General features: G+C 35.6%; 20 protein-coding genes. 19 read left to right on the top strand and 1 reads right to left on the bottom strand.

The genetic code is table 11. The features are described from left to right. Positions 1–351: 351 nt before the first annotated feature. From CIL05_RS00185 to CIL05_RS00145, 9 genes are all read left to right on the top strand, one after another. Positions 352–1374: a YeiH family protein gene (locus tag CIL05_RS00185; RefSeq protein ID WP_095653484.1), complete on the top strand. Its 1023-nt coding sequence runs from the start codon at positions 352–354 to the stop codon at positions 1372–1374. 158 nt (positions 1375–1532) lie between these two features. Further along, complete coding sequence (locus tag CIL05_RS00180; RefSeq protein ID WP_095653483.1) at positions 1533–2183, top strand: GntR family transcriptional regulator; 651 nt, start codon at positions 1533–1535, stop codon at positions 2181–2183. A gap of 158 nt (positions 2184–2341) precedes the next feature. Further along, positions 2342–2959 carry an RraA family protein gene (locus CIL05_RS00175; RefSeq protein WP_095653482.1) on the top strand — a complete coding sequence of 206 codons (618 nt, stop codon included), beginning with the start codon at positions 2342–2344 and terminating at the stop codon, positions 2957–2959. 30 nt (positions 2960–2989) lie between these two features. Further along, positions 2990–3892, top strand: a complete 903-nt coding sequence (locus CIL05_RS00170; RefSeq protein ID WP_095653481.1) for an NAD(P)-dependent oxidoreductase — start codon at positions 2990–2992, stop codon at positions 3890–3892. A gap of 35 nt (positions 3893–3927) precedes the next feature. Further along, complete coding sequence (locus CIL05_RS00165; RefSeq protein WP_095653480.1) at positions 3928–4908, top strand: Bug family tripartite tricarboxylate transporter substrate binding protein; 981 nt, start codon at positions 3928–3930, stop codon at positions 4906–4908. A gap of 46 nt (positions 4909–4954) precedes the next feature. Continuing rightward, positions 4955–5689 (top strand): PIG-L deacetylase family protein, encoded by a 735-nt coding sequence (locus CIL05_RS00160; RefSeq protein ID WP_095653479.1) that lies wholly within the window; start codon positions 4955–4957, stop codon positions 5687–5689. 194 nt (positions 5690–5883) lie between these two features. After that, positions 5884–6369 (top strand): tripartite tricarboxylate transporter TctB family protein, encoded by a 486-nt coding sequence (locus CIL05_RS00155; protein ID WP_095653478.1) that lies wholly within the window; start codon positions 5884–5886, stop codon positions 6367–6369. A 51-nt stretch (positions 6370–6420) separates the two neighbouring features. Continuing rightward, positions 6421–7935 (top strand): tripartite tricarboxylate transporter permease, encoded by a 1515-nt coding sequence (locus CIL05_RS00150; protein ID WP_095653477.1) that lies wholly within the window; start codon positions 6421–6423, stop codon positions 7933–7935. After that, a complete protein-coding gene (locus CIL05_RS00145; protein ID WP_095653476.1) occupies positions 7928–9373 on the top strand; it encodes an SLC13 family permease in 1446 nt (481 codons plus the stop codon). The genes CIL05_RS00150 and CIL05_RS00145 overlap by 8 nt, the downstream gene beginning before the upstream one ends. Before the next feature lie 542 nt (positions 9374–9915). Here the strand turns inward: CIL05_RS00145 and CIL05_RS00140 are convergent. Further along, entirely contained in the window at positions 9916–10998 is a 1083-nt protein-coding gene (locus CIL05_RS00140; protein ID WP_095653475.1) for a C40 family peptidase, read from the bottom strand. Positions 10999–11325: 327 nt separating this feature from the next. On the opposite strand from CIL05_RS00140, the gene CIL05_RS00130 reads away from it, so the two are divergent. The 10 genes from CIL05_RS00130 (at position 11326) to CIL05_RS00085 (ending at position 20953) form a co-directional block, all read left to right on the top strand. Then, entirely contained in the window at positions 11326–12090 is a 765-nt protein-coding gene (locus CIL05_RS00130) for a YveK family protein (protein WP_095653473.1), read from the top strand. Continuing rightward, the gene (locus CIL05_RS00125; protein WP_095653472.1) at positions 12065–12766 is read left to right on the top strand and encodes a CpsD/CapB family tyrosine-protein kinase; all 702 of its coding nucleotides are present in this window, start codon (positions 12065–12067) and stop codon (positions 12764–12766) included. Before CIL05_RS00130 ends, CIL05_RS00125 begins: the two co-directional genes overlap by 26 nt. 263 nt (positions 12767–13029) lie before the next feature. Continuing rightward, the gene (locus CIL05_RS00120) at positions 13030–13794 is read left to right on the top strand and encodes a tyrosine-protein phosphatase (protein WP_095653471.1); all 765 of its coding nucleotides are present in this window, start codon (positions 13030–13032) and stop codon (positions 13792–13794) included. A gap of 104 nt (positions 13795–13898) precedes the next feature. Further along, the gene (locus CIL05_RS00115; protein WP_095653470.1) at positions 13899–14570 is read left to right on the top strand and encodes a response regulator transcription factor; all 672 of its coding nucleotides are present in this window, start codon (positions 13899–13901) and stop codon (positions 14568–14570) included. A gap of 152 nt (positions 14571–14722) precedes the next feature. After that, positions 14723–15355, top strand: a complete 633-nt coding sequence (locus CIL05_RS00110) for a helix-turn-helix transcriptional regulator (RefSeq protein ID WP_165769004.1) — start codon at positions 14723–14725, stop codon at positions 15353–15355. 36 nt (positions 15356–15391) lie between these two features. After that, positions 15392–17221, top strand: a complete 1830-nt coding sequence (locus CIL05_RS00105) for a polysaccharide biosynthesis protein (protein ID WP_095654036.1) — start codon at positions 15392–15394, stop codon at positions 17219–17221. A gap of 39 nt (positions 17222–17260) precedes the next feature. Continuing rightward, on the top strand, positions 17261–18154 hold the full coding sequence (gene galU, locus CIL05_RS00100; RefSeq protein WP_095653468.1) for a UTP--glucose-1-phosphate uridylyltransferase GalU: 894 nt from the start codon (positions 17261–17263) through the stop codon (positions 18152–18154). A gap of 167 nt (positions 18155–18321) precedes the next feature. Continuing rightward, positions 18322–18957 (top strand): sugar transferase, encoded by a 636-nt coding sequence (locus CIL05_RS00095; protein ID WP_095653467.1) that lies wholly within the window; start codon positions 18322–18324, stop codon positions 18955–18957. Continuing rightward, positions 18954–19820: an NAD-dependent epimerase/dehydratase family protein gene (locus CIL05_RS00090; RefSeq protein ID WP_095653466.1), complete on the top strand. Its 867-nt coding sequence runs from the start codon at positions 18954–18956 to the stop codon at positions 19818–19820. Before CIL05_RS00095 ends, CIL05_RS00090 begins: the two co-directional genes overlap by 4 nt. After that, positions 19820–20953 (top strand): glycosyltransferase family 4 protein, encoded by a 1134-nt coding sequence (locus CIL05_RS00085; RefSeq protein WP_095653465.1) that lies wholly within the window; start codon positions 19820–19822, stop codon positions 20951–20953. The genes CIL05_RS00090 and CIL05_RS00085 overlap by 1 nt, the downstream gene beginning before the upstream one ends.

The raw sequence follows: 20953 nt of genomic DNA, 5'->3' as shown, positions 1-20953 counted from the left end.
ATATAGCTGGTGGAAGTTGAGAGAAGTGGTGTGAAAGTTGAGAAATAACTAGTGATTTATATATTATCTCTCAACTAATTGCCATCCTCTCTCAACTTCAAGCTTTATCTCTCAACAATAGGGCATTATCTCTCAACTTTTTATCTCCTGCAGGTACAAGAAAATTTTGCTCGCCTGCTAAAGTCTTCCTCCCCTATAAACCAATTTTCAGTCGTACCTTTTCCAAATTTATACTTTGCTTTGGATCTAATGTGAATGATGTGAATTTTTATTATTCGAAAATAATTAATTGACAATTTATTATAAATTGGATACAATATCCAATAAATAAAATTGTATGGAGGTGACAAAGTGAACAGTTCGTTTTTAAGTAATTGGTTTCAGTTCAGCAAGTTTAAAAAAGTAATACCAGGTTTACTATTGGTGATGGTTATCGCCCTTGTCGCTAGCTTTTTTGGTGATTTTATTCCTTATCTTAATTCAACAATATTAGCTATATTAATTGGTGCTGTTTTAAGTAATATTGTTAATCTTTCTTCAAATTTAAATGAAGGAATATCGTTTTCACAGAAAAAAGTTTTAAAACTGGCTATTATACTTTTAGGAGTTAGTTTGAACCTTTGGAATGTAATTAGTATTGGGGGCAGTGCACTGATTCCTATTACTGTAACAGTTATTCTTGGGGTCGTTTTAACATTTTATATTGGAAAGTTTTTTGGACTTACAAACAATCTCAATTTATTAATTGGTGGTGGTACTGCCATTTGTGGTGCTACTGCAATAGCCACAATTTCACCTGTGTTAAAAGCTAAGGAGGAAGAAACTGCATATGCCATATCAACCATATTTATCTTCAATATCATATCTGTTATAATATACCCTATAATAGGACAAATTTTAAATTTATCAGATGAATTTTTTGGGGTTTGGAGCGGGGTAGCAATTCATGATACCTCTTCTGTTGTGGCAGCTGCATATGAATATAATGATGAGTCAGGAATAGTTGCTACAGTTGTTAAGATGACACGAACCCTGTTTTTAATTCCACTGGTACTGATCCTGGGATTTTATACAAGTAAAAAAGGGGAAAATGATAATCACAAAGTATCTATTTTCAAAATATTCCCTGTTTTTTTATTGTTTTTCCTGCTTATGTCTATTTTAAATACGCTAGGAGTGTTTAGTGAACAAGTCGTAAATATTCTTACTGTTTTTTCAAAGTTTTTCATATTAATGGCGATGGTAAGTATTGGATTAAGTTTAAACGTGAAAAAGCTAAGTAAGTTAGGCATGGCGCCGATTTATACTGGTTTAATTGCTTCTGTTATTGTGGCATTAGTTAGTTTCATAACTATTTCCATGGCATTAAAATGACCTGTAGATAATCGTGAATTGAAAAGCATGCACTTGATTATGTTTGGATGGATTCATATTTAAATTAGATAAGAGGTATTCATTTTTAATAATACTTGCTATGCTAGAAAAAAATGGTTAATTTTAAATATATTTTAAGATGAAAAAGGGGTAATATTATGGAGAAAAATGAGGGATTTCGTGTTGATAATCATAGCACCTTACATAGCCGTGTTTTAAATAAATTAAGACAGGCAATAATGTCAGGTTACTTTAAAGATGGAGAACATTTGATACAAGATGAATTAGCTGAGTTATTTGGAGTAAGCAGAATGCCAATAAGGGAAGCGCTAAGGCAGCTGGAAACTGAAGGAATGATTGAGTTTGTTCCACATAAGGGTGCTGTAGTAAGATCAATTACATTCAAAGATATTGAAGAAATTTATACAATTAGAGCAATGTTGGAAGCCCTTGCATTGGAAAAGAGTATTCCTCTAATCACTGCCGAAGATATCGAAGAATTAAATGAGTTACTAATAAAATTAGATGAATGTGTAGAAAAACCAGATAACTTTGTTTCACTAAATAAGCAATTTCACCGCTTATTGTATTCTAGGTTAAATTGGACTAGATTGCCTAAGTATTTAAAATCGTTAGGTTATGGTATACCCTTAACTGGAAAACAGATTGCTAAATCAAATCAGGAACATCGTCTTATATTGGAAGCAGTAGAAAAAAGAGATCCAAAAATAGGATTTAAAAGAATGCAGGCACATATTCTTAGAACTGGAAAACAAATAAAACATTATTTGATAGAGAAAAAAGCATAATAATAAGAATCTTAAAAAGATACTAAAAAACATGTTGACAGAAAATTCTATGTAAGTTATATTGTATTCGAGGGAATACTTTGGATACAATATACAACAACATTGGATACAATATACAAAATATTTCCCCATGAATACAAGAAAAGGAGGTAAGCTGTATGCATACAAAAGAAATTAAAGATGAAAATACGTATTATTCATCGGCCACTTTTCATGAAGCAGCAGGAAAAATTGGGGCACTTCCGTCTGAGATCAAACCTTTGGCAAATAATTCTAAACTATTTGGCAGAATTACCCCGGTACTTTCCCCACCTGGAGATAATTTGTGGCTCCATAAAGCAGTTTACGAAGCAGAACCAGGAACCATTTTGGTTGTTGATGTTAGTGGACATTATGAAGCTGGCTATTGGGGAGAGATTTTAAACGAGGCTGCGAAGGAGAGAGGAATTAAAGGACTGGTAATTAACGGATGTGTAAGAGATAGTGAACAGTTGGTTGAAATGGACTTTCCTGTTTTTGCAAGAGGAATTTGCATCAGAGGAACTTCAAAGGATAAAAACAGCTATGGATCTATTAATGAGGTAATCCGTATTGGAGATACTCAGTTATTCCCAAATGATTATATTATTGGTGACGCAGATGGCTGTGTAGTTATTCCACAAAAACAATTTAAGGAAATTGAAGCTAATGCTGTACAAAGAGAAGAAGAGGAAATCGAAATTTTGAAAGCGCTTAAAGATGGGGAATCTTCACTGGATATTTATAATTTAAGATAATACTAAATTGACTTTGATGGATGGTGGTGTATGAAGATGAATAGACCGAATATTGGGTTTATAGGTTTTGGAGAAGCAGCATTTCATATTTGCGAAGGTTTACAAAAGGAAGGAAATGTTGCTGTATGGTCTTATGATGTGCAGGTAGACCATCCAGTTGCGGGAAAGTTAATCAAAGAGAGAGCAAAAGCAACGAATGTAACATTGGTTAATTCATTAAAAGAACTAATCGATAATTCAGGGATTATCCTTTGTGCAACCAGTGCAAAATATGCAGTATCTATTGCAGAAGAAGCATCCGCATACATGGATGAGAGCAAATACTATATAGAATTGAATTCAACCTCTCCTGCAGTAAAAGAAGAAATCTCTTTAATTATAGAAAAGGTAAAAGGGAAATTTGTTGATGGGGCTATTCTAGGCGCAGTACCAACGGAAAAACATAAAGTCCCCATTGTAGTAAGTGGTAATGGCGCATCCGATATTGCTTCAGAAATGAATCAATATAATATGAATATCACCTATTTAAACGACATGCCTGGAAGTGCATCTGCAATAAAAATGTGTAGAAGTATATTCATGAAAGGCTTCACTGCGCTAATGATTGAAATGCTATTGGCAAGTCAGAGCTATGGCATTGATGAAAAGGTTTTAAAATCGATAGAAAATACAATTTCTCATAAACCTTTAGAAGAGGTGGTGAATCTATTAGTTACGAGGGCTGCTATTCATGCTGAAAGAAGGGTTTCTGAAATGGGAGAGGTACTTAAAACATTGACCGAATTAAATAGCCCTTCAAAAATGTCAAAACAAACCATGGAAGTTTATCAATTTATAGTAGACAAGAATCTGAAAGAAACTTTTAATCATGTAGCACCAGATGACTATCACGAAGTACTCAAAGCATTAGATACAAGTCATGTTAAATCATGATGAAAATTAACATAAAGAGGAGGATTTAATTAATAATGAAGAAAAGCTTTTTGCTCTTAATCTTCGTATCTGTGTTACTTATTGGCTGTAGTTCTAATGCAAATAGTGAAAATGTAGATATTTCAAATTATCCTGAGGAGACTCTTGTCTGGTTAACGCCTTTTTCAACAGGGGGAGCAACGGATGTTTTCTCAAGAGAAATTGGAAGACTATTTAAAGAAACTGGTGTAGTTGATGGTACCTTCACGTATGAAAATCATCCTGGCGCTGGGGGACAGATTGGGCTTGGTATCGCTATAGAACAGAGGATAGGAGATAACAACACACTTATACCATTCTCCTCGACTTTTAGTATGCTGCCTTATTTACAAGGTGAAGAATACAGCTATAAAGATTTAACCATTGTTGCTCAATATGCGAGCGATTATAATCTAGTATTGGTTCATAAAGATTCACCTTATAAAACATTAGATGATTTAATAGAGGCTGGAAAACAAGAGGAACTTACTATATCAGTATCTGGTATAGGAGGAACAGCTCATGTTCTATCCCAAATGCTTACTGAAGAAACAGGGACTAACGTAAGAGCGGTGCCATTTGAAAGCTCTGGTGAACAATTAAGTGCATTACTCGGTAATAATGTGGACTTCAGCTTCAATAATCCAAGTGAAGCATTTGAATTGATTGAATCAGGAGACATAGTCCCATTAGCTATTACATCACCTGAAAGAATTCCGGAATTGCCAGATGTTCCTACCTTAGTAGAGCAAGGTGTAGATTTAACGCATGAAGTTTCAAGAGGACTTGCACTCCCTCCTGGGGTGTCAGATGACGTTAGAGATTATTGGATTGAGAAATCAAAAGAATTAGTAGAAACACCTGAATTTCAAGAGGAATATATAGAACCACGTATGATGACAAAGGTGTTTGCTGATGCAGATGAATATAAAGAAAAACTTGAGAAAGAATTTAAAGAAACAGAAAAAGCACTGAAGCAGGCAGGAATTATTGAGTAAAGAAATACTATATAAAAAATAATTTATTAAAGAGGAGAGAATTTAAATGAGCGAAAATAAAGGAAATCCAAATGTATTAGTAATTAGTGCACACGCACTTGACTTTGTATGGAGATGTGGAGGGACTATTGCTAAATATTCTAATGCAGGAAGTAACGTTAGAATAATTAATTTAACATTAGGAGAAAGAGGAGAATCCGGAGATTTATGGAACGGTATTGAAAATGCAACTGAGGAACAAGTGAAAGAGATTAGAACAGATGAAGCAAATAAGGCTAGTGAGATCCTTGGTGCAGAATTAAAAATTATGGATATGGGTGATCATCCTCTAATTACGGATAAAGAGAATATTATAGATTTAGTTAAAGAACTAAGAGAATTTCAACCAGAAATTATCCTGACACATTTTACTGGAGATCCTTTAAACCCTGATCATCCAGAAGCTGCTAAGTTATTTTATAAAGCACTCAGAGCTGCGCAAGTTCCAGGGGTAGAGCCTGATACAAAAATATTGGGTCCAGTAAAAACATTTATGTTTGAGCCGGATCAACCAGAGTTTTGTGGATTTAATCCAGATGCATTCATCGACATTACTGATGTTATGGAAATAAAAGAAAAGGCAATGACAGTTTCGGAATCCCAAAAGTATATGTTTGATAACTATTCCAGAAGAGCAGCGTATAGAGGATATATTGCAAGCAGGGTGTCAGGGAATAAAGAAATTAAAAATGCAGAAGCATTTAAAAGGTTTGCGCCATACACCGGTCAGTTCTTTAGTTAACAGTATACGTTAAGTATAATATCATCATAATAAACCATTTATAGCTATAGGCCAGGTAAGCACACATTATTTTATTGACTAAGCTTATGGATCTTAATCTAATAATTGCAAGAATGTGTGCTTAACCTGGATTTGTATAGGACAAGCAGAAGTTATCGCTTTGGTTTTATTTAATCAGAGAAGAAGGTGAAAGAATGGAATATAAAGAACCGAGTAAAATTAATAGATTTCCAAATTATTTGATTTTAGGGTGTACCTTAATGTTGGGCATATTAATCTCCACTACATCCCTATTATTTTATGATTATTTAACAAAAGATACACTTGGTGCTGGCTTTTCTACTTTCTGGATTGGGGTTTTATTAATAGTTATTAGTGGTTTATCCCTAGTACAGACTAAAAGGGGTAAATTCGATAGTGATGAAAATCAAAGGGTATCCGTTGAGAAGGTCAAGAAGATAATATTCACAATGATAATTTGTATAGTCTGTATGAGTTTAGTGAAATTAATTGGAATGGCTATTTCTATCACATTACTAATTTTCTTGTTTTTGCATTTCTTAGAAGGACAAAAATTAATTCGTAGTATATTGGTTTCAATTACATGCTCCATTGTAGTTTTTTTTATTTTTGATTTTATATTTAAAGTTCAATTTCCTAACAGCCTAATAGGTTTTTAATTGGGAGTTCTTTATTAATAGAACATACCAAAAAGGAGGTTTCAATTTATCGTGGAGACTATTGGTTACCTAATAGAAGGATTCAATACAGTGTTAGCGTTTCCATATATATTTTATATTATACTTGGGGTTACTATCGGCATGATTGTTGGAGCTTTACCGGGTGTCGGTGCAGTTTCAGGAACAGCAATACTTTTACCTTTAACATATGGGATGGATTTGACGGGTAGTTTAATTGTATTATGTGGAATTTACTATGGAACGATGTATGGTAATACAATAACTGCAGTAATGTTGAATATCCCTGGCACTTCAGCATCTGTTATTACAGCAATTGATGGATATGAAATGAATAAGCAGGGGAGAGCTGGAGCTGCAATTGGTATGGCAACCTTCTCATCATTTATTGGTGCCACGATTAGTTTAATTTTTTTGATTTTCTTAAGTTCAATAATCGCACAATGGGCTGTGGGATTCGGAGCTCCTGAGTATTTCTCGTTAATTTTATTAGGTTTATTGCTTGTTTCCGGACTCACTGGAAAACACCCTGTAAAAGGTTTTTTAATGATGGGTATTGGCTTGTTCATAGGAACGATCGGTGTTGATTTGATAACGGGCGAACAAAGATATACACTTGATAATATCTATTTAATTGATGGGATAGAATTGGTTGCAGTTCTTGTTGGATTATTTGGATTTAGTGAAGTACTTAATAATGTAATAAATAAATTTAATATAGGTGATAGTTACAGTAAGCAAGTTAATATTAAAAAAATGTTTCCGAATATTAAAGAATGGAAGAGCTCTTTACCTACAATTTCCAGAAGTACAATCGTAGGATTCCTCATAGGAGTTTTACCTGGAGCAGGTGCAACTATAGCTACAGTCTTCTCCTATAGTATTGAAAAGAAAGTTAGTAAAAATCGCGATAATTTTGGCAAAGGGGCAATCGAAGGAGTTGCTTCAGCTGAGTCAGCAAATAACTCTGCAGTAAATGGTGCTCTGATTCCAATGCTAACCTTAGGAATACCAGGGTCTGCAGTAACTGCGGTACTGCTGGGAGCTTTTATAATGTTCGGAGTTAGACCTGGACCTCAGTTATATGAGAATCAATCTGATGTAATCTGGAGTTTATTTGCAAGTATGTACGTTGGAAACTTTGTATTGTTATTGTTGAGTATTCTGACGATTCCTTTATTCTTATATTTACTAGTATTATCAAAGAATATACTGCAGCCATTGGTGGCGGTTCTTTGTATAATTGGTGTGTATGCTTTAAATAATAGTATGTTTGATGTATGGGTAATGTTACTTTTTGGGCTTCTTGGTTTTATTCTAAAACGCTTTGAATTTCCACTTTTACCATTAGTCCTGGGCTTTATTCTAATGCCAATTGCTGAGACATCTCTGAGACAGAGTTTGTTAATGTCCGGTTATGACTTTATGATATTCATTGAAAGACCTACATCTTTAGTTCTCCTAATAATTGCATTACTGTATATTTTGGCTACAATCATCAGTAATATTATTAAGAGTAAAAAATCGAAGATGAATATGGATGGTTAAAGGCAGGCAGCCTGTTAAAATAATGAAAAAAAATGATAAAATAAAAACTAAATATGTGCTATTAGTATGTATGTTAATTGTATATATTATTTTTTTAACTCCATTATTTTTTACGTTTGATTTAAAGACCAAATCTATCGCTATTCTGATTATTTCTCAGGTTTTATGGTTAGGAAAGGTGTTTCCAGTTGCGTATACTTCTATAATAGTTATCTTGGTAATGTCTATACATGTTACCACCTTTGATAAAACAATTGGATATTTAGGGTCTGAGGTGGTGTGGCTATTTTTTTCTACATTTATTATCACGGGAGCAATTATAAAATCAAATATAATAAACAGAATTTCGTTGCACCTGTTAAAATGGTCACACGGGAATATAAAATTCATAATATTTATTTCCTATGTTATTTTCGGTTTTTTAGCATTATTAGTTCCCTCTAATATAGGAAGAATAGGAATCACATCTTCATTTGCAGTGGAGGGTATAATAAAAAATGTAAAAAATCAAATGACCACTAATAATTTAGCAGCAGGTTTAATGATAGCTATGAGTTATATAGTATTAATAACTGGTGGGTTGGTAATAACTTCTTCCAATTCAAGTATTTATACATTAGGCATTTTAAAAGAGGAAACCTCAATAAACTGGACTTACTTATCGTGGCTTTCGTTAACTTCAATACCAATAGTGATTTTTATGCTAGGATTATTTGCAGTCATCATGTGGTTATTCCCGATAGAGAATATAAGCACAAATAAATTACAATCTTATATACAAAATCAAATTACTGAAAATGGCAGCTGGAAGAAAAGCGAAAAAAAAATAGCCTTTATTATAATATTAACCGTATTATTATGGATTACTGAGCCCGTTCACGGCTATTCTATTGCTATGATTGGTATGTTTAGTGCTACTTTAACAATATTTCCCGGTACTGGTATATGGAACTGGGAAGCAGCGAAGGAAATAGTAAACTGGGATCTAATTATATTCTTTGCTACCAGTTTAGCACTAGCAAGTATGCTTTTGGACTCAGGAGCAATTCAAACGATAGCAGAAAAAATAGTCTTATTAACTAATTTCATTGAGAACTCGTGGCTGCTATTAGTAATTATCGCAGTTTTTAGTCAACTTTTACGGCTATTCTTTATAAATGTATTAGGTTATATGGTAATAATGATACCAATGGCTTTGAAATTTGGTGAATTTTCTGAACTGCTTTCTCCAAGTATTACAGTTATGGTGGTTTTTATGGTAGGTATGCCGGGATTCTTTTTAATCATGCAAAGTCCTGTTAACATACTCTCTTACCAATATGGTTATTTTTCGCAAAGGGATTTATTCAAAGCAGGGATGCTTGCTGCACCACTTTGGATATTGGTAGTTATAATTGTCTCCATTTTCTTGTGGCCTGCTATATTATCATTCTATTGAATTGCTCCGTTGTCTTTACCCCATTCATTATAGACACAGCCAACATAAAAGGAACTTCAGCCTAGCTGGAGTTCCTTTTATGTTGGCTGTACGGCACTCAATTAACCAACTGCCAACTAGTAAAACCGTTAGAGGCGGCATGTAAGTTGAGAGATAACTGGAGCAAGTTGGGAGGAGCGGTATGAGAGTTGAGAGAACCGGCGTGGAAGTTGAAACATACCGGGATAAAGTTGAGAGATAACGAGTGATTCATATATTATCTCTCAACTAATTGCCATCCTCTCTCAACTTTAAGCTTTATCTCTCAACCTTCAGCATTCCTCTCTCAACTATAGGGCATTCTCTCTCAATCCGCCGCCCCGTTCTACCAACACCGCCCCGTGCGCACACGCCGCACCAGCAAAGCCACCCAAACCCCCAACAAAAAAAGAACCCCAGCCTCGCTGAAGTCCTCTTCCTTATAACCAGCATTTAATAAATTATCCCTTACCAACCAGCTCTTAATTAACTAAGGTCTAAACCCTTAATTAACCAACCGCCACTTAGTAAAACCGCTTATAACTATCAAAGTGATCTTTCCAATAATAATCTTTTACATTATTAATTGCTACACCATTGGATCCGGCATGGATGAAATCACCGTTGCCCAGATAGATTCCCATATGTGAGATACCTGCTTTGTAGGTGCCTTCGAAGAATACAAGGTCGCCTACTTGTGGCGTGTTCACATAGTAAGACCGGTCAAAGAATCCTGCTGCTGAGGTACGGGTGATATTCTTACCTGCTTGCTTATACGTATAGTAGATGAATCCGCTGCAGTCGAAGCCGCTCGGGGTTGAACCGCCCCATGCATAACTAACGCCGTTCATGCTTTTTGCAACACTGATGAGCTTGTCAACATTGTAATCGACATTGGCTGATGGCTTTTCGCTTGATCCTGAAGAGTCATTACCTTTATTGGATCCGGAACTAGATTTACTCCCGATGCTCAGCTTCTGTCCAATTAAAATCAGATCAGATTTAAGGTTGTTCCATGACTTTAGGTTTGCAACACTGACACCGTGCTGTGATGCAATTCTGGATAGCGTGTCACCAGATTTAACCGTATAAATGCTTCCAGTATTAGATGAGCCAGAATCAGAGGAACCTGAATCCGAAGAACCGGAACTCGGATTAGAAGAACCCGACGATCCATTCTTACTCACTACAAATACATTTCCAGGATAAATTAGTGTCGTATCAAGACTATTCCATTTCATTAAATCAGAAAGAGAAACTTTATGTTTTGATGCGATACCGCTTAATGTGTCACCGCGCTTTACTGTATAAGTAGATTTAGTATTAGTATTAGAATTATTGTTTGTATTAGTAGATGGTTTAGTAGTATTAGAGTTTGATGATTTTTTTTCGGTTTCAATGACTTGGTTTGGAAAAATAACATTACTTGATAAATTGTTAATTGATTTTAGTGATGAAACACTTGTGCTATGCTGTTGTGCTATCTTCCATAGTGAGTCCCCGCTTTGTACTTTATAGGACGCTGCTTCTACTTCCTCTGCTGCAAAAATTGCTGATGCGATAGCCGCACTTGCAGTAACCGACATAATAATCTTTTTATTAGCCAATCGATGTTTCCCCCTCTGTATATGTATCACTTTTTTCCTGTTGATACAAAAAGTACCAATAAATTCTCTTCATTATAGCCTTTTTTTCAAAAATATAATAGATTAAAAGCGTATTTGTAATCTATTTGTAATGTTACGCTGATAATTGGTAGAATCACTTCATTAAAAATTCTACATATTTCCTCCTTTTCACCTATAAAATTTCGAACAAATTGAAATAAATCTATTGCATTATCATTTTCTATGTTATAATCACTTACTGTAATGTTGAAAAATCGTGCACTTATAGCCATACATGAATTCACAAAGGAATATGGGGGTAACATCATGGAAGAGACAATTTCCCTGAAGGAGATATTCGGGGTCATAAAGAAACGATTGCTTCTTATTATAGCATTCGTATTTGGAGCAGCTTTGATTGCTGCGGTAATTAGTTATTTTGTTTTAACACCAACCTATCAATCTAGCTCACAGTTTATTGTTAATCAGGAACAACAGGATCCCAATGCACAATATAATGTAAATGATATCCGCACAAACGTCGAAATCATAAAAACTTATAATATAATTATAAAAAGTGCCGCAATTTTAAATGAAGTTGTCGCAGAGCTGGATCTGCCTTATTCTGCCGGGGTACTCAGTGAAAAAATTCAAGTATCCAGTCAGGATAGTTCACAGGTAGTTTCCGTAACAGCTACAGATGAAAATCCACAGCAAGCTGTTCAAATAGCGAATGCTACTGTCGGAATTTTTCAGGATAAAATTCCTGATCTTATGAACGTGGATAATGTTCGTGTGCTTACAGAAGCAGAAATGAGCCCAACTCCATCACCGGTTGCTCCGAATCCCATCTTAAATATTGCAATAGCGATTGTATTAGGTGGAATGGTAGGTGTCGGAATCGCGTTCTTACTGGAGTACTTAGACAATTCGATTACGACAGAAGATGATGTTGACAAGAAACTTGGACTGCCTGTTCTTGGTGTGATCTCACATATTAATAACGATGATGTTCGTGGAGATCACTTTACGTTCCAGCCAACTCGAGCGAAAAGGAGTGGATTTGATGGCGCGCAAAAAGAATCAATCTAGACCTAACAGTAAAGTTAGACATCTGATTGCAAAATTAAATCCGAAATCGCCGATCACTGAACAATATCGTACAGTTCGAACGAATTTACAGTTTGCCTCAGTTGATGAGGAGCTTACTTCCATGCTTGTAACGTCATCTGGTCCCGGGGAAGGAAAGTCAATGACAACAGCAAACCTGGCAGTGGTGTATGCACAGCAAGGGAAAAAAGTACTCTTGATTGATGCGGATTTGAGAAAGCCAACCGTTCATTATACATTCCGACTTGATAATTTAAGGGGCCTGAGTAATATTCTTGTTGGTGGAAGTACATTAATTGAAGCAATTAATCAAACAGATGTAGACAATTTAGATGTGATTTCCTGTGGACCAATTCCGCCGAACCCAGCTGAATTATTGGCTTCCAGGAAAATGAAGCAAGTACTCACAGAAGCGAAAATGTCTTATGATATCGTGATTTTTGATACACCACCAGTGCTCGCAGTAACAGATGCACAAATACTCGCAAATATTGTGGATGGTTCACTGCTCGTTGTTCGCAGCAAGCATACTGAGATTGAAGCAGCAACAAGAGCGAAGGAAGCATTGGAGCCTGCAAGTGCGAAACTGCTTGGTACAGTACTGAATGACCGTGAGAAAAAAGAATCCAATTATTATTACTATTATGGTACGAATTAAATGATAAAACTCCTTGCTGATAGAGTAAGGGGTTTTAAGCATTTTACAAGCTGTTAAATTTTATCAGTATCACCAAAAGTTACACTATTAATCCATCTACCCACATGCTACACTGGTAAAAGTGAGTAAAAAGAACTAGTAACCAGAAAAAGTTATATGAACTTAATGTAATATAATGTCTATTTCTGCTATAATGGCTAGTACTACTAACTATTTTAGAAAACTATCAGGAAAAACTATCAACTAATAGGATGTGACAACCAATGATCGATATTCATAGTCATATTTTGCCCGGAGTTGATGATGGGGCAAAGACAGAAGAGGATAGTATTGCTATGGCAAAAGCTGCTGTTGAGCAAGGGATCCAGGCAATCATTGCAACACCACATCATAAAAATGGAAAATATGAAAATGACCGGGAAACTATTCTAAGTAATGTAGCGATATTAAATGAGTTATTTGCCAATGAAAATATTCCGCTTACAGTAATTCCTGGTCAGGAAACCCGAATAAACGGGGAAATGATTGAAGATATTAATAATGGGACACTGCTTGCATTGAATGACACGAAATATCTTTTCGTTGAATTTCCTTCAGGGGAAGTCCCGCGTTATTCCGGGAAAATGCTGTTTGATATTCAAGTGGCCGGATATACACCGATTATCGTACATCCTGAGCGGAACCGGTCACTCATCGAAGATCCTTCCAAGCTGTATGACTTTGTCAGAAAAGGAGCACTAACCCAAGTAACTGCAGCAAGTGTTGTTGGCAAGTTTGGGAAGAACATTCAAAAGTTCTCACAGCAGCTGATTGAAGCGAATTTAACACATTTTATTGCTTCAGATGCACATAATACGACAACACGTGGATTTTGTATGGATGAAGCAATGCATGAAATCAAGCGTCAGTTTGGCAGTGACTATTTTTATATGTTCCTTGAAAACAGTCAGCTATTAATTGACAACATGAATGTAAATAAAATGGAACCAGGAATGATAAAGAAAAAGAAATTCCTTGGCCTATTTTAATTTTAGGTATACACCAATATGTATACCCCTTACGATACAATATAAAAAAAGAGAAAAAACGGGGGAAGTGAAAGCGACAAATCTGTCTAAAGGGGTCGTTTGTTGTGATCAGTGTGTTGTTGGTAGAGGATCAGCAGCTATTCAGGGAAGGGGTTCATGCTTTAATTGCGACAGTGGATGATATGGATGTGGTTGGAATGGCGTCTAATGGGGAGGAAGCCACTCAGTTGATGAAGAAGTCTCAGGCCGACATCGTGATCATGGATATTCATATGCCGAATGTGGATGGAATCAAAGCAACTATCCATCTAAAAGACAATTACCCGAGTGTTAAAGTCATTTTACTAACTACTTTTGCTGAAGAAGATTTGATTATTACCGGTTTAGCTGCAGGGGCAGATGGTTTCTTATTGAAAAGTCTTGATCGAGCCCGTTTAATCCGATCCATTCGTGATGTGTATGATGACCAGGTAGTATTATCAGGGGAAGCGGCAAAAATTCTAGCAACAATGATTGTAGATATTAAGTATAATAAGAAGGACTTATTAGAAAAAAAACTAGTAAACCGGAATATTAATTTATCCAATCGGGAGCTGGATATTGCCTACTTGATGATGAATGGATCAACGAATAAATTAATCGCTCAAAAACTTTTTCTAAGTGAAGGTACCATCAAGAACTATATCAGTGAATTATACAATAAATTAAATCTTAGAAGTCGCAAGGATGTTATTGATTTTTTACTCGAATTGATTTCAAAGAAAAGCTACCGGTGAATAGTGCATACGATCTAAAAAGATATTACTTTATTTGCAAAAAGTCACTAATAATATGACTGGGTATTTAGTATTATATTTCTGCATGCTTTTTTAAAAGAAAATCATATTGCAGAAATGAAGGTTATATGTGAATGAATAGAGTAGTTTGTATGTCTAATGATCTGTATATGAAATCACTAATAGATGTTATGAATCAGCAAGAGGATATGGAAGCTATTTTTTGCGAAGACTTTCATTCAGCAATTAGTGTTCAGCCGGATTTCGTATTATTCGATATCGGTTCATTAATTAATGATGAGGTATTCACTGTGATCAGGGAGTTTAATGAAAGAGGCATACATAGCATTGTCCTGATGAATGGTGATTCTCAGACGGGCTTTTTAAAATTTATTGAAGCAGGAACCGGAAGTCTATTAATCAAAACTGAAGAGACGCAAGCGAAGATTGTTGAAACATTGCGTCTGATTCAAAAGGGTTATTATTTTTTGCCGCCAATTGTGGTAAACTATTTAATGGTAGAACTAAGTGAACAAAAAGTAATTAATAAAGAAGTATTAACCTATCAATTACATAAAAACGCAATCGATTTATCACGGAAAGAAATAGAAATTGCCGATTTATTGCGGCTAGGCTATAAAAATCCAAAGATTGCTAGCATACTGGGACTGGCTGAAGGTACGGTGAAGATACATATCAGCCACATTTATGCGAAAATTGGTGCTAAGCGTCGGAAAAAGGTGATTACGATGCTTAATGATTTATTGAAGGACAATGAACAATAAAAACACCACCAAAGAAAGGAGCGAACCTAAATGAAAATGACCTACCAAACCAGACTAACCCTACTCATCCTACTAGATTCCATCATCGTCAGTACAGCGATCTTCATCGCATCATGGATTGTCTATCCGTTTACAGAAGTATTAGATATGAATGCCATCATTATCAGTGCAGTTGCACTATTAATCTTTCATCATTTATTTGCATTAATCTACAAGCTGTATAATAAGGTATGGGCATATGCGAGTGTTGGAGAGCTGCTTGCGATTGTTCAAGCAATCACATTATCTGTGATTGCAGCAGGTGTTGTTATGTACTTCGTCAATGATTTCGCCATCTACCGGCGTGCACTTCTCGTTACATGGATGCTCCATATTATCCTGATCGGTGGCTCCCGCTTCATGTGGCGGATATTCCGTGATCGCTATATTGCAGATGCAAAAAATCAAAAACGTACATTAATCGTCGGTGCCGGGGCAGCAGGGGCGATGATCGCACGTCAGTTGAAAAGTGATCATCATAATGCGGAGCTAAGCCCGATTGGTTTTGTCGATGATGACATGTCCAAGCAGAAGATGCAGGTCTATAATTTATCTGTCCTTGGCAAGGTGAAGGATATTCCCAGTCTCGTTGAAAAATTGAATATCGAACATATCGTCATCGCGATTCCATCATTACGTAATGGAGCCTTAGAGAAAATTGTTGTAGAATGTAATAAGACAAATGCAAAGGTACAAATGATCCCGAAAATAGAAGATCTGATGACAGGAAAAGTGTCTGTCAGTAACCTGAAAAATGTCGAAGTGGAGGATCTGCTTGGCCGGGAGCCGGTGAAGCTTGATATTGACGCCATCTCTGAATATGTCACAGGCAATACCGTGATGGTAACAGGTGCAGGTGGATCAATCGGATCGGAAATCTGCCGCCAGATAATGCGGTTTACTCCAAAGAAAATAGTCTTAGTCGGACATGGGGAGTTCAGTATTTATACCATTGATATGGAGCTCCGGAACAAGTTCGGTAATACAGAAACAGAAATTATTCCAGTCATTGGTGATGTACAGGATCGTGAGCGTATGTTTAACATTGTCGAAGCTCACCAGCCGGAAATTATCTACCATGCAGCAGCACATAAGCATGTGCCATTAATGGAATACAATCCACATGAAGCGGTGAAAAATAATATCATCGGTACGAAAAATGTCGCAGAAGCTGCAGATACATTCGGAATACATACATTTGTTATGGTATCTACCGATAAAGCAGTAAACCCAACGAATGTCATGGGTGCAACCAAACGAGTGGCAGAAATGGTTGTTCAGGACCTCTCGCAGCGCAGTAAAACAAAATTCGTTGCCGTACGATTTGGCAATGTGCTTGGAAGCCGAGGCAGTGTTATTCCACTGTTTAAGAAGCAGATTGAAAAAGGCGGACCTGTTACGGTGACCCATCCTGATATGACCCGTTACTTTATGACAATTCCGGAAGCCTCCAGACTAGTCATTCAGGCAGGAACACTTGCAAGAGGTGGAGAGATCTTTGTGCTTGATATGGGTGAGCCTGTGAAGATTGTTGATTTGGCGAGAAACCTTATTAAACTATCAGGCTATACAGAAGATGAGATTCCGATCGAATTTGCTGGGATTCGGCCTGGGGAGAAGATGTTTGAGGAGCTATTGGGTGAGGATGAGGTTCATCCGGATGCGGTTTATGAGAAGATTTATGTTGGTAGGACGGTTGAGGTGGATGCGAGTATGCTAGTTGACTTAATGGATAAGTTTGACGGTTATACTACGGAAAACTTGAAAGATGAACTAATGAAAATAGTATATATGGAAAAAACACTTCTAGCAGTGAAGGGTTCATAATTTATATTATATGATCATTATAATGTGGAGGTAATTTAAATGAAAACTGTAAAAAAAGCAATTATTCCAGCGGCGGGTTTAGGGACAAGATTTCTTCCAGTAACCAAAGCAATGCCAAAAGAAATGTTACCAATTGTTGATAAGCCTACAATTCAATATATAGTAGAAGAAGCAATTGAGTCTGGGATTGAAGATATCATTATTGTAACTGGGAAAGGTAAACGTGCGATAGAGGATCACTTTGATCATAATTTTGAATTAGAAGATAATCTAGTAAAAAAGGAAAAATTCGACTTACTGGAAAAAGTAAATTATGCATCAAATGTAGATTTACATTACATACGGCAGAAAGAACCAAAAGGTTTAGGTCATGCTGTATGGTGTGCACGCAAGTTTATTGGAAACGAGCCTTTTGCAGTTTTATTAGGTGACGATATTGTAAAAGCAGAAACACCTGGTTTAAGACAATTGATTCAACAATACGAAGAAACGCAAAGTTCAGTTGTTGGTGTTCAGCAAGTTCCTGATAATGAAACACATCGATATGGAATTGTTGATCCGAGTACGATTGAAGGTAGACGTTACCAGGTGAATAATTTTGTTGAAAAGCCTGAGCAAGGGACTGCTCCTTCTAATTTGGCTATTATGGGGCGTTATGTGTTTACACCTGAAATCTTTACTTTCCTTGATAAGCAAAAAATAGGAGCGGGTGGAGAGATTCAGTTGACGGATGCGATTCAGATGTTGAATGAGATTCAGAAGGTATTTGCTTATGATTTCGAAGGTAAAAGATATGATGTTGGTGAGAAGTTAGGATTTATTCGTACAACTATAGAATTTGCTCTTGATAATAAAGAGTTTGGACCAGAGGTAGAGCAAATGTTGAAAGAAGTTTTATTGAGAAGTGCAAATGATAAAAAGCTGAATGTATGATTAAATTTAAGCTCTATTAGGTTTATACCCAGAGTATTGGGATGATAAACCTGATAGAGTATATGGTTTTTTTACCATATAAATTCATTTAGAACTTTAATAGTTAATAGGATTACTCTTGTTCCTGTTTAGTATTAAATTTCTAAAACGATCAGGAGGACGTCGCAATGTATTTAAAGGTTAAAAGATTATTAGATATCGTTCTTTCTTTAATAGGATTAATAGTATTGTCACCGATTTTCCTGCTTCTTATTATAAGTATTAAATTAGAAACACCTGGCCCTGTATTGTTCAAACAAAAGCGGGTTGGAATTCATAAGTCGCATTTTCATATTTTAAAATTTAGGACTATGAGAATCGATACTCCTAAAGATACACCAACGCACTTACTAAAAGATCCTGAACAATATATAACAAAGGTTGGTAAGTTTCTAAGGAAAACCTCGCTTGATGAACTTCCACAGATCTTGAACATATTTATTGGCCAAATGAGCATCATTGGCCCACGTCCAGCTTTGTGGAACCAATATGACCTAATTGAGGAACGAGATAAATATGGTGCGAATGATATTCCTCCGGGATTAACAGGCTGGGCTCAGATTAAGGGTAGAGACGAACTCCCTATTGATGAAAAATCAATGTTGGACGGGGAATATGTTGAGAAAATGAGCTTATGGATGGACACAAAATGTTTCTTTGGAACTATCTTGAGTATAGTGAAAAGTGACGGAGTACTTGAGGGTGGAACAGGAACAATAACTAAAGAAGAAACAGCAAGCAGTAAGGAGACTGTCACAAAGTGAAAAGGGTATTGATAACAGGCGTGAACAGTTATGTGGGAAACAATTTAGCCAGTTGGCTAGAGAAATCACCAGAACAGTACGCTGTTGATTGTATTAGCTTAAGAAATGATGCTTGGAGAGAAATGAATTTTTCTGTATATGATTCAATCGTTCATGTTGCTGGGATAGCTCATGTATCCAAGGATCCAAAGATGGAAGAGAAATACTACAAAATAAACCGTGATTTAACAATAGAAATTGCCAAAAAGTCTAAGAAAGATAGTGTTAAACAGTTTATATTTATGAGTAGTATTATTGTGTATGGTGATGCTGCAGGAGAAAAGGGTATTATTGATCAGAATACGATTCCACAGCCTCGTGATTTTTATGGGAATAGTAAGTTACAGGCTGAAAAAGGGATTACGCCCCTGGGTGATGACACTTTTAAAGTAGCTGTTATTAGGCCGCCTATGATTTATGGTAAAGCATCCAAAGGTAATTATCCTAAGTTGGCAAAAGCTGCTCAGAAACTTCCAATGTTTCCTGACTTTGATAATAAAAGAAGTATGTTGCACATAGATAACCTTAGTGAATTTATTTTACTCATGATAGAAAATGAGGAAAGTGGATTGTTTTTCCCGCAGAATAGTGAATATGTGAAGACTAGTGAAATGGTTAAATTGATTGCTCAAGTCGATGGAGGAAACATAAAACTTGTTAAGGTATTCAATCCGATATTGCGATTCATGAGTAATAAAGTAGGAATTGTCAATAAGGTGTTCGGTAATTTGGTTTACGATAAAGCTATGAGTGAATACGACAAAAATTACAGAATCAATGATTTAAAAAGCTCTATAGAGTTAACTGAAAGCAGGGAGCATTAATGAAAGCAAAAAAGGTATTAATTTTAGTTAACCATGATGTAGTTATATATAATTTTCGACTCGAATTAGTTGAAAAGTTACTTGAGGATGGATATGAAGTATTTATTTCTTCCCCTTATGGTGAGAGAATAGATGATTTAGTAAATATAGGTTGTAAATATATAGAGGCAACAATTAATAGACATGGTCTAAATGTGTATCAGGAATGGAAACTCTTAAAGTATTATAAAAAGATTATGAAACAAATTAAACCTGACGTGGTCTTAACGTATACAATTAAACCAAATATATATGGTGGACTTGCTGCTAAATCATTACGTATTCCTTATATTGCTAATATTACAGGATTAGGCACTGCGGTTGAAAATGAGGGGATAATGCAAAAAGTCTCTGTTGCATTATATAAAGCGGCTTTTCAAAAGGTTTCTAAAGTATTTTTTCAAAATGAGGAGAACCGTCAATTCTTTGTCAATAACAAAATAGCGATAGGAAAACATGAAGTAATTCCGGGTTCAGGGGTGAATTTGAAACATTTTAACCTATTAGAATATCCATCTTCATCAATAGTGGAGTTTGTTTTTATTTCCAGAATAATGAAGGAAAAAGGAATTGAACAATATATTGAAGCTGCGAAGTACATAAGGGCAAATTACCCTTTTACTAAATTTCATATATTAGGATTTTGCGAAGGAGATTATGAAGAAGAGCTCAATTCACTAGAGAAAGAAGATATTCTTCAATATCATGGAATGCAAAGAGACATCAGAAAGTTTCTTTCAACCTCTCATTGTACTATCCATCCAACTTATTATCCTGAAGGAATGTCCAATGTCTTACTAGAAAGTGCAGCAAGTGGCCGCCCAATTATTACAACTAATCGAAGTGGTTGTAGAGAGATAGTGGATGAAGGAATAAATGGTTACTTAGTTGAACAAAAAAACAGTGAAAATCTTATAAGGAAAATTGAAGAGTTTATAAGCCTTTCTCACGAACAAAAGAGTGAAATGGGGTTAGCAGGGCGGAAAAAGGTTGAGAGAGAATTTGATAGACAGATTGTTGTAAATGCTTATTTAAAAGCAATAGATGAGATATTGATTAATAAAAAAACTACGAATTTTATCAACGAGAGGTGA

This window comes from Virgibacillus profundi, from assembly GCF_002287375.1.
GTDB classification, from domain to species: Bacteria; Bacillota; Bacilli; order Bacillales; family Amphibacillaceae; genus Virgibacillus_K; species Virgibacillus_K profundi.
Note: the sequence above shows the minus strand (reverse complement) of the source record. Positions and strands in the feature narration are given on the sequence as shown.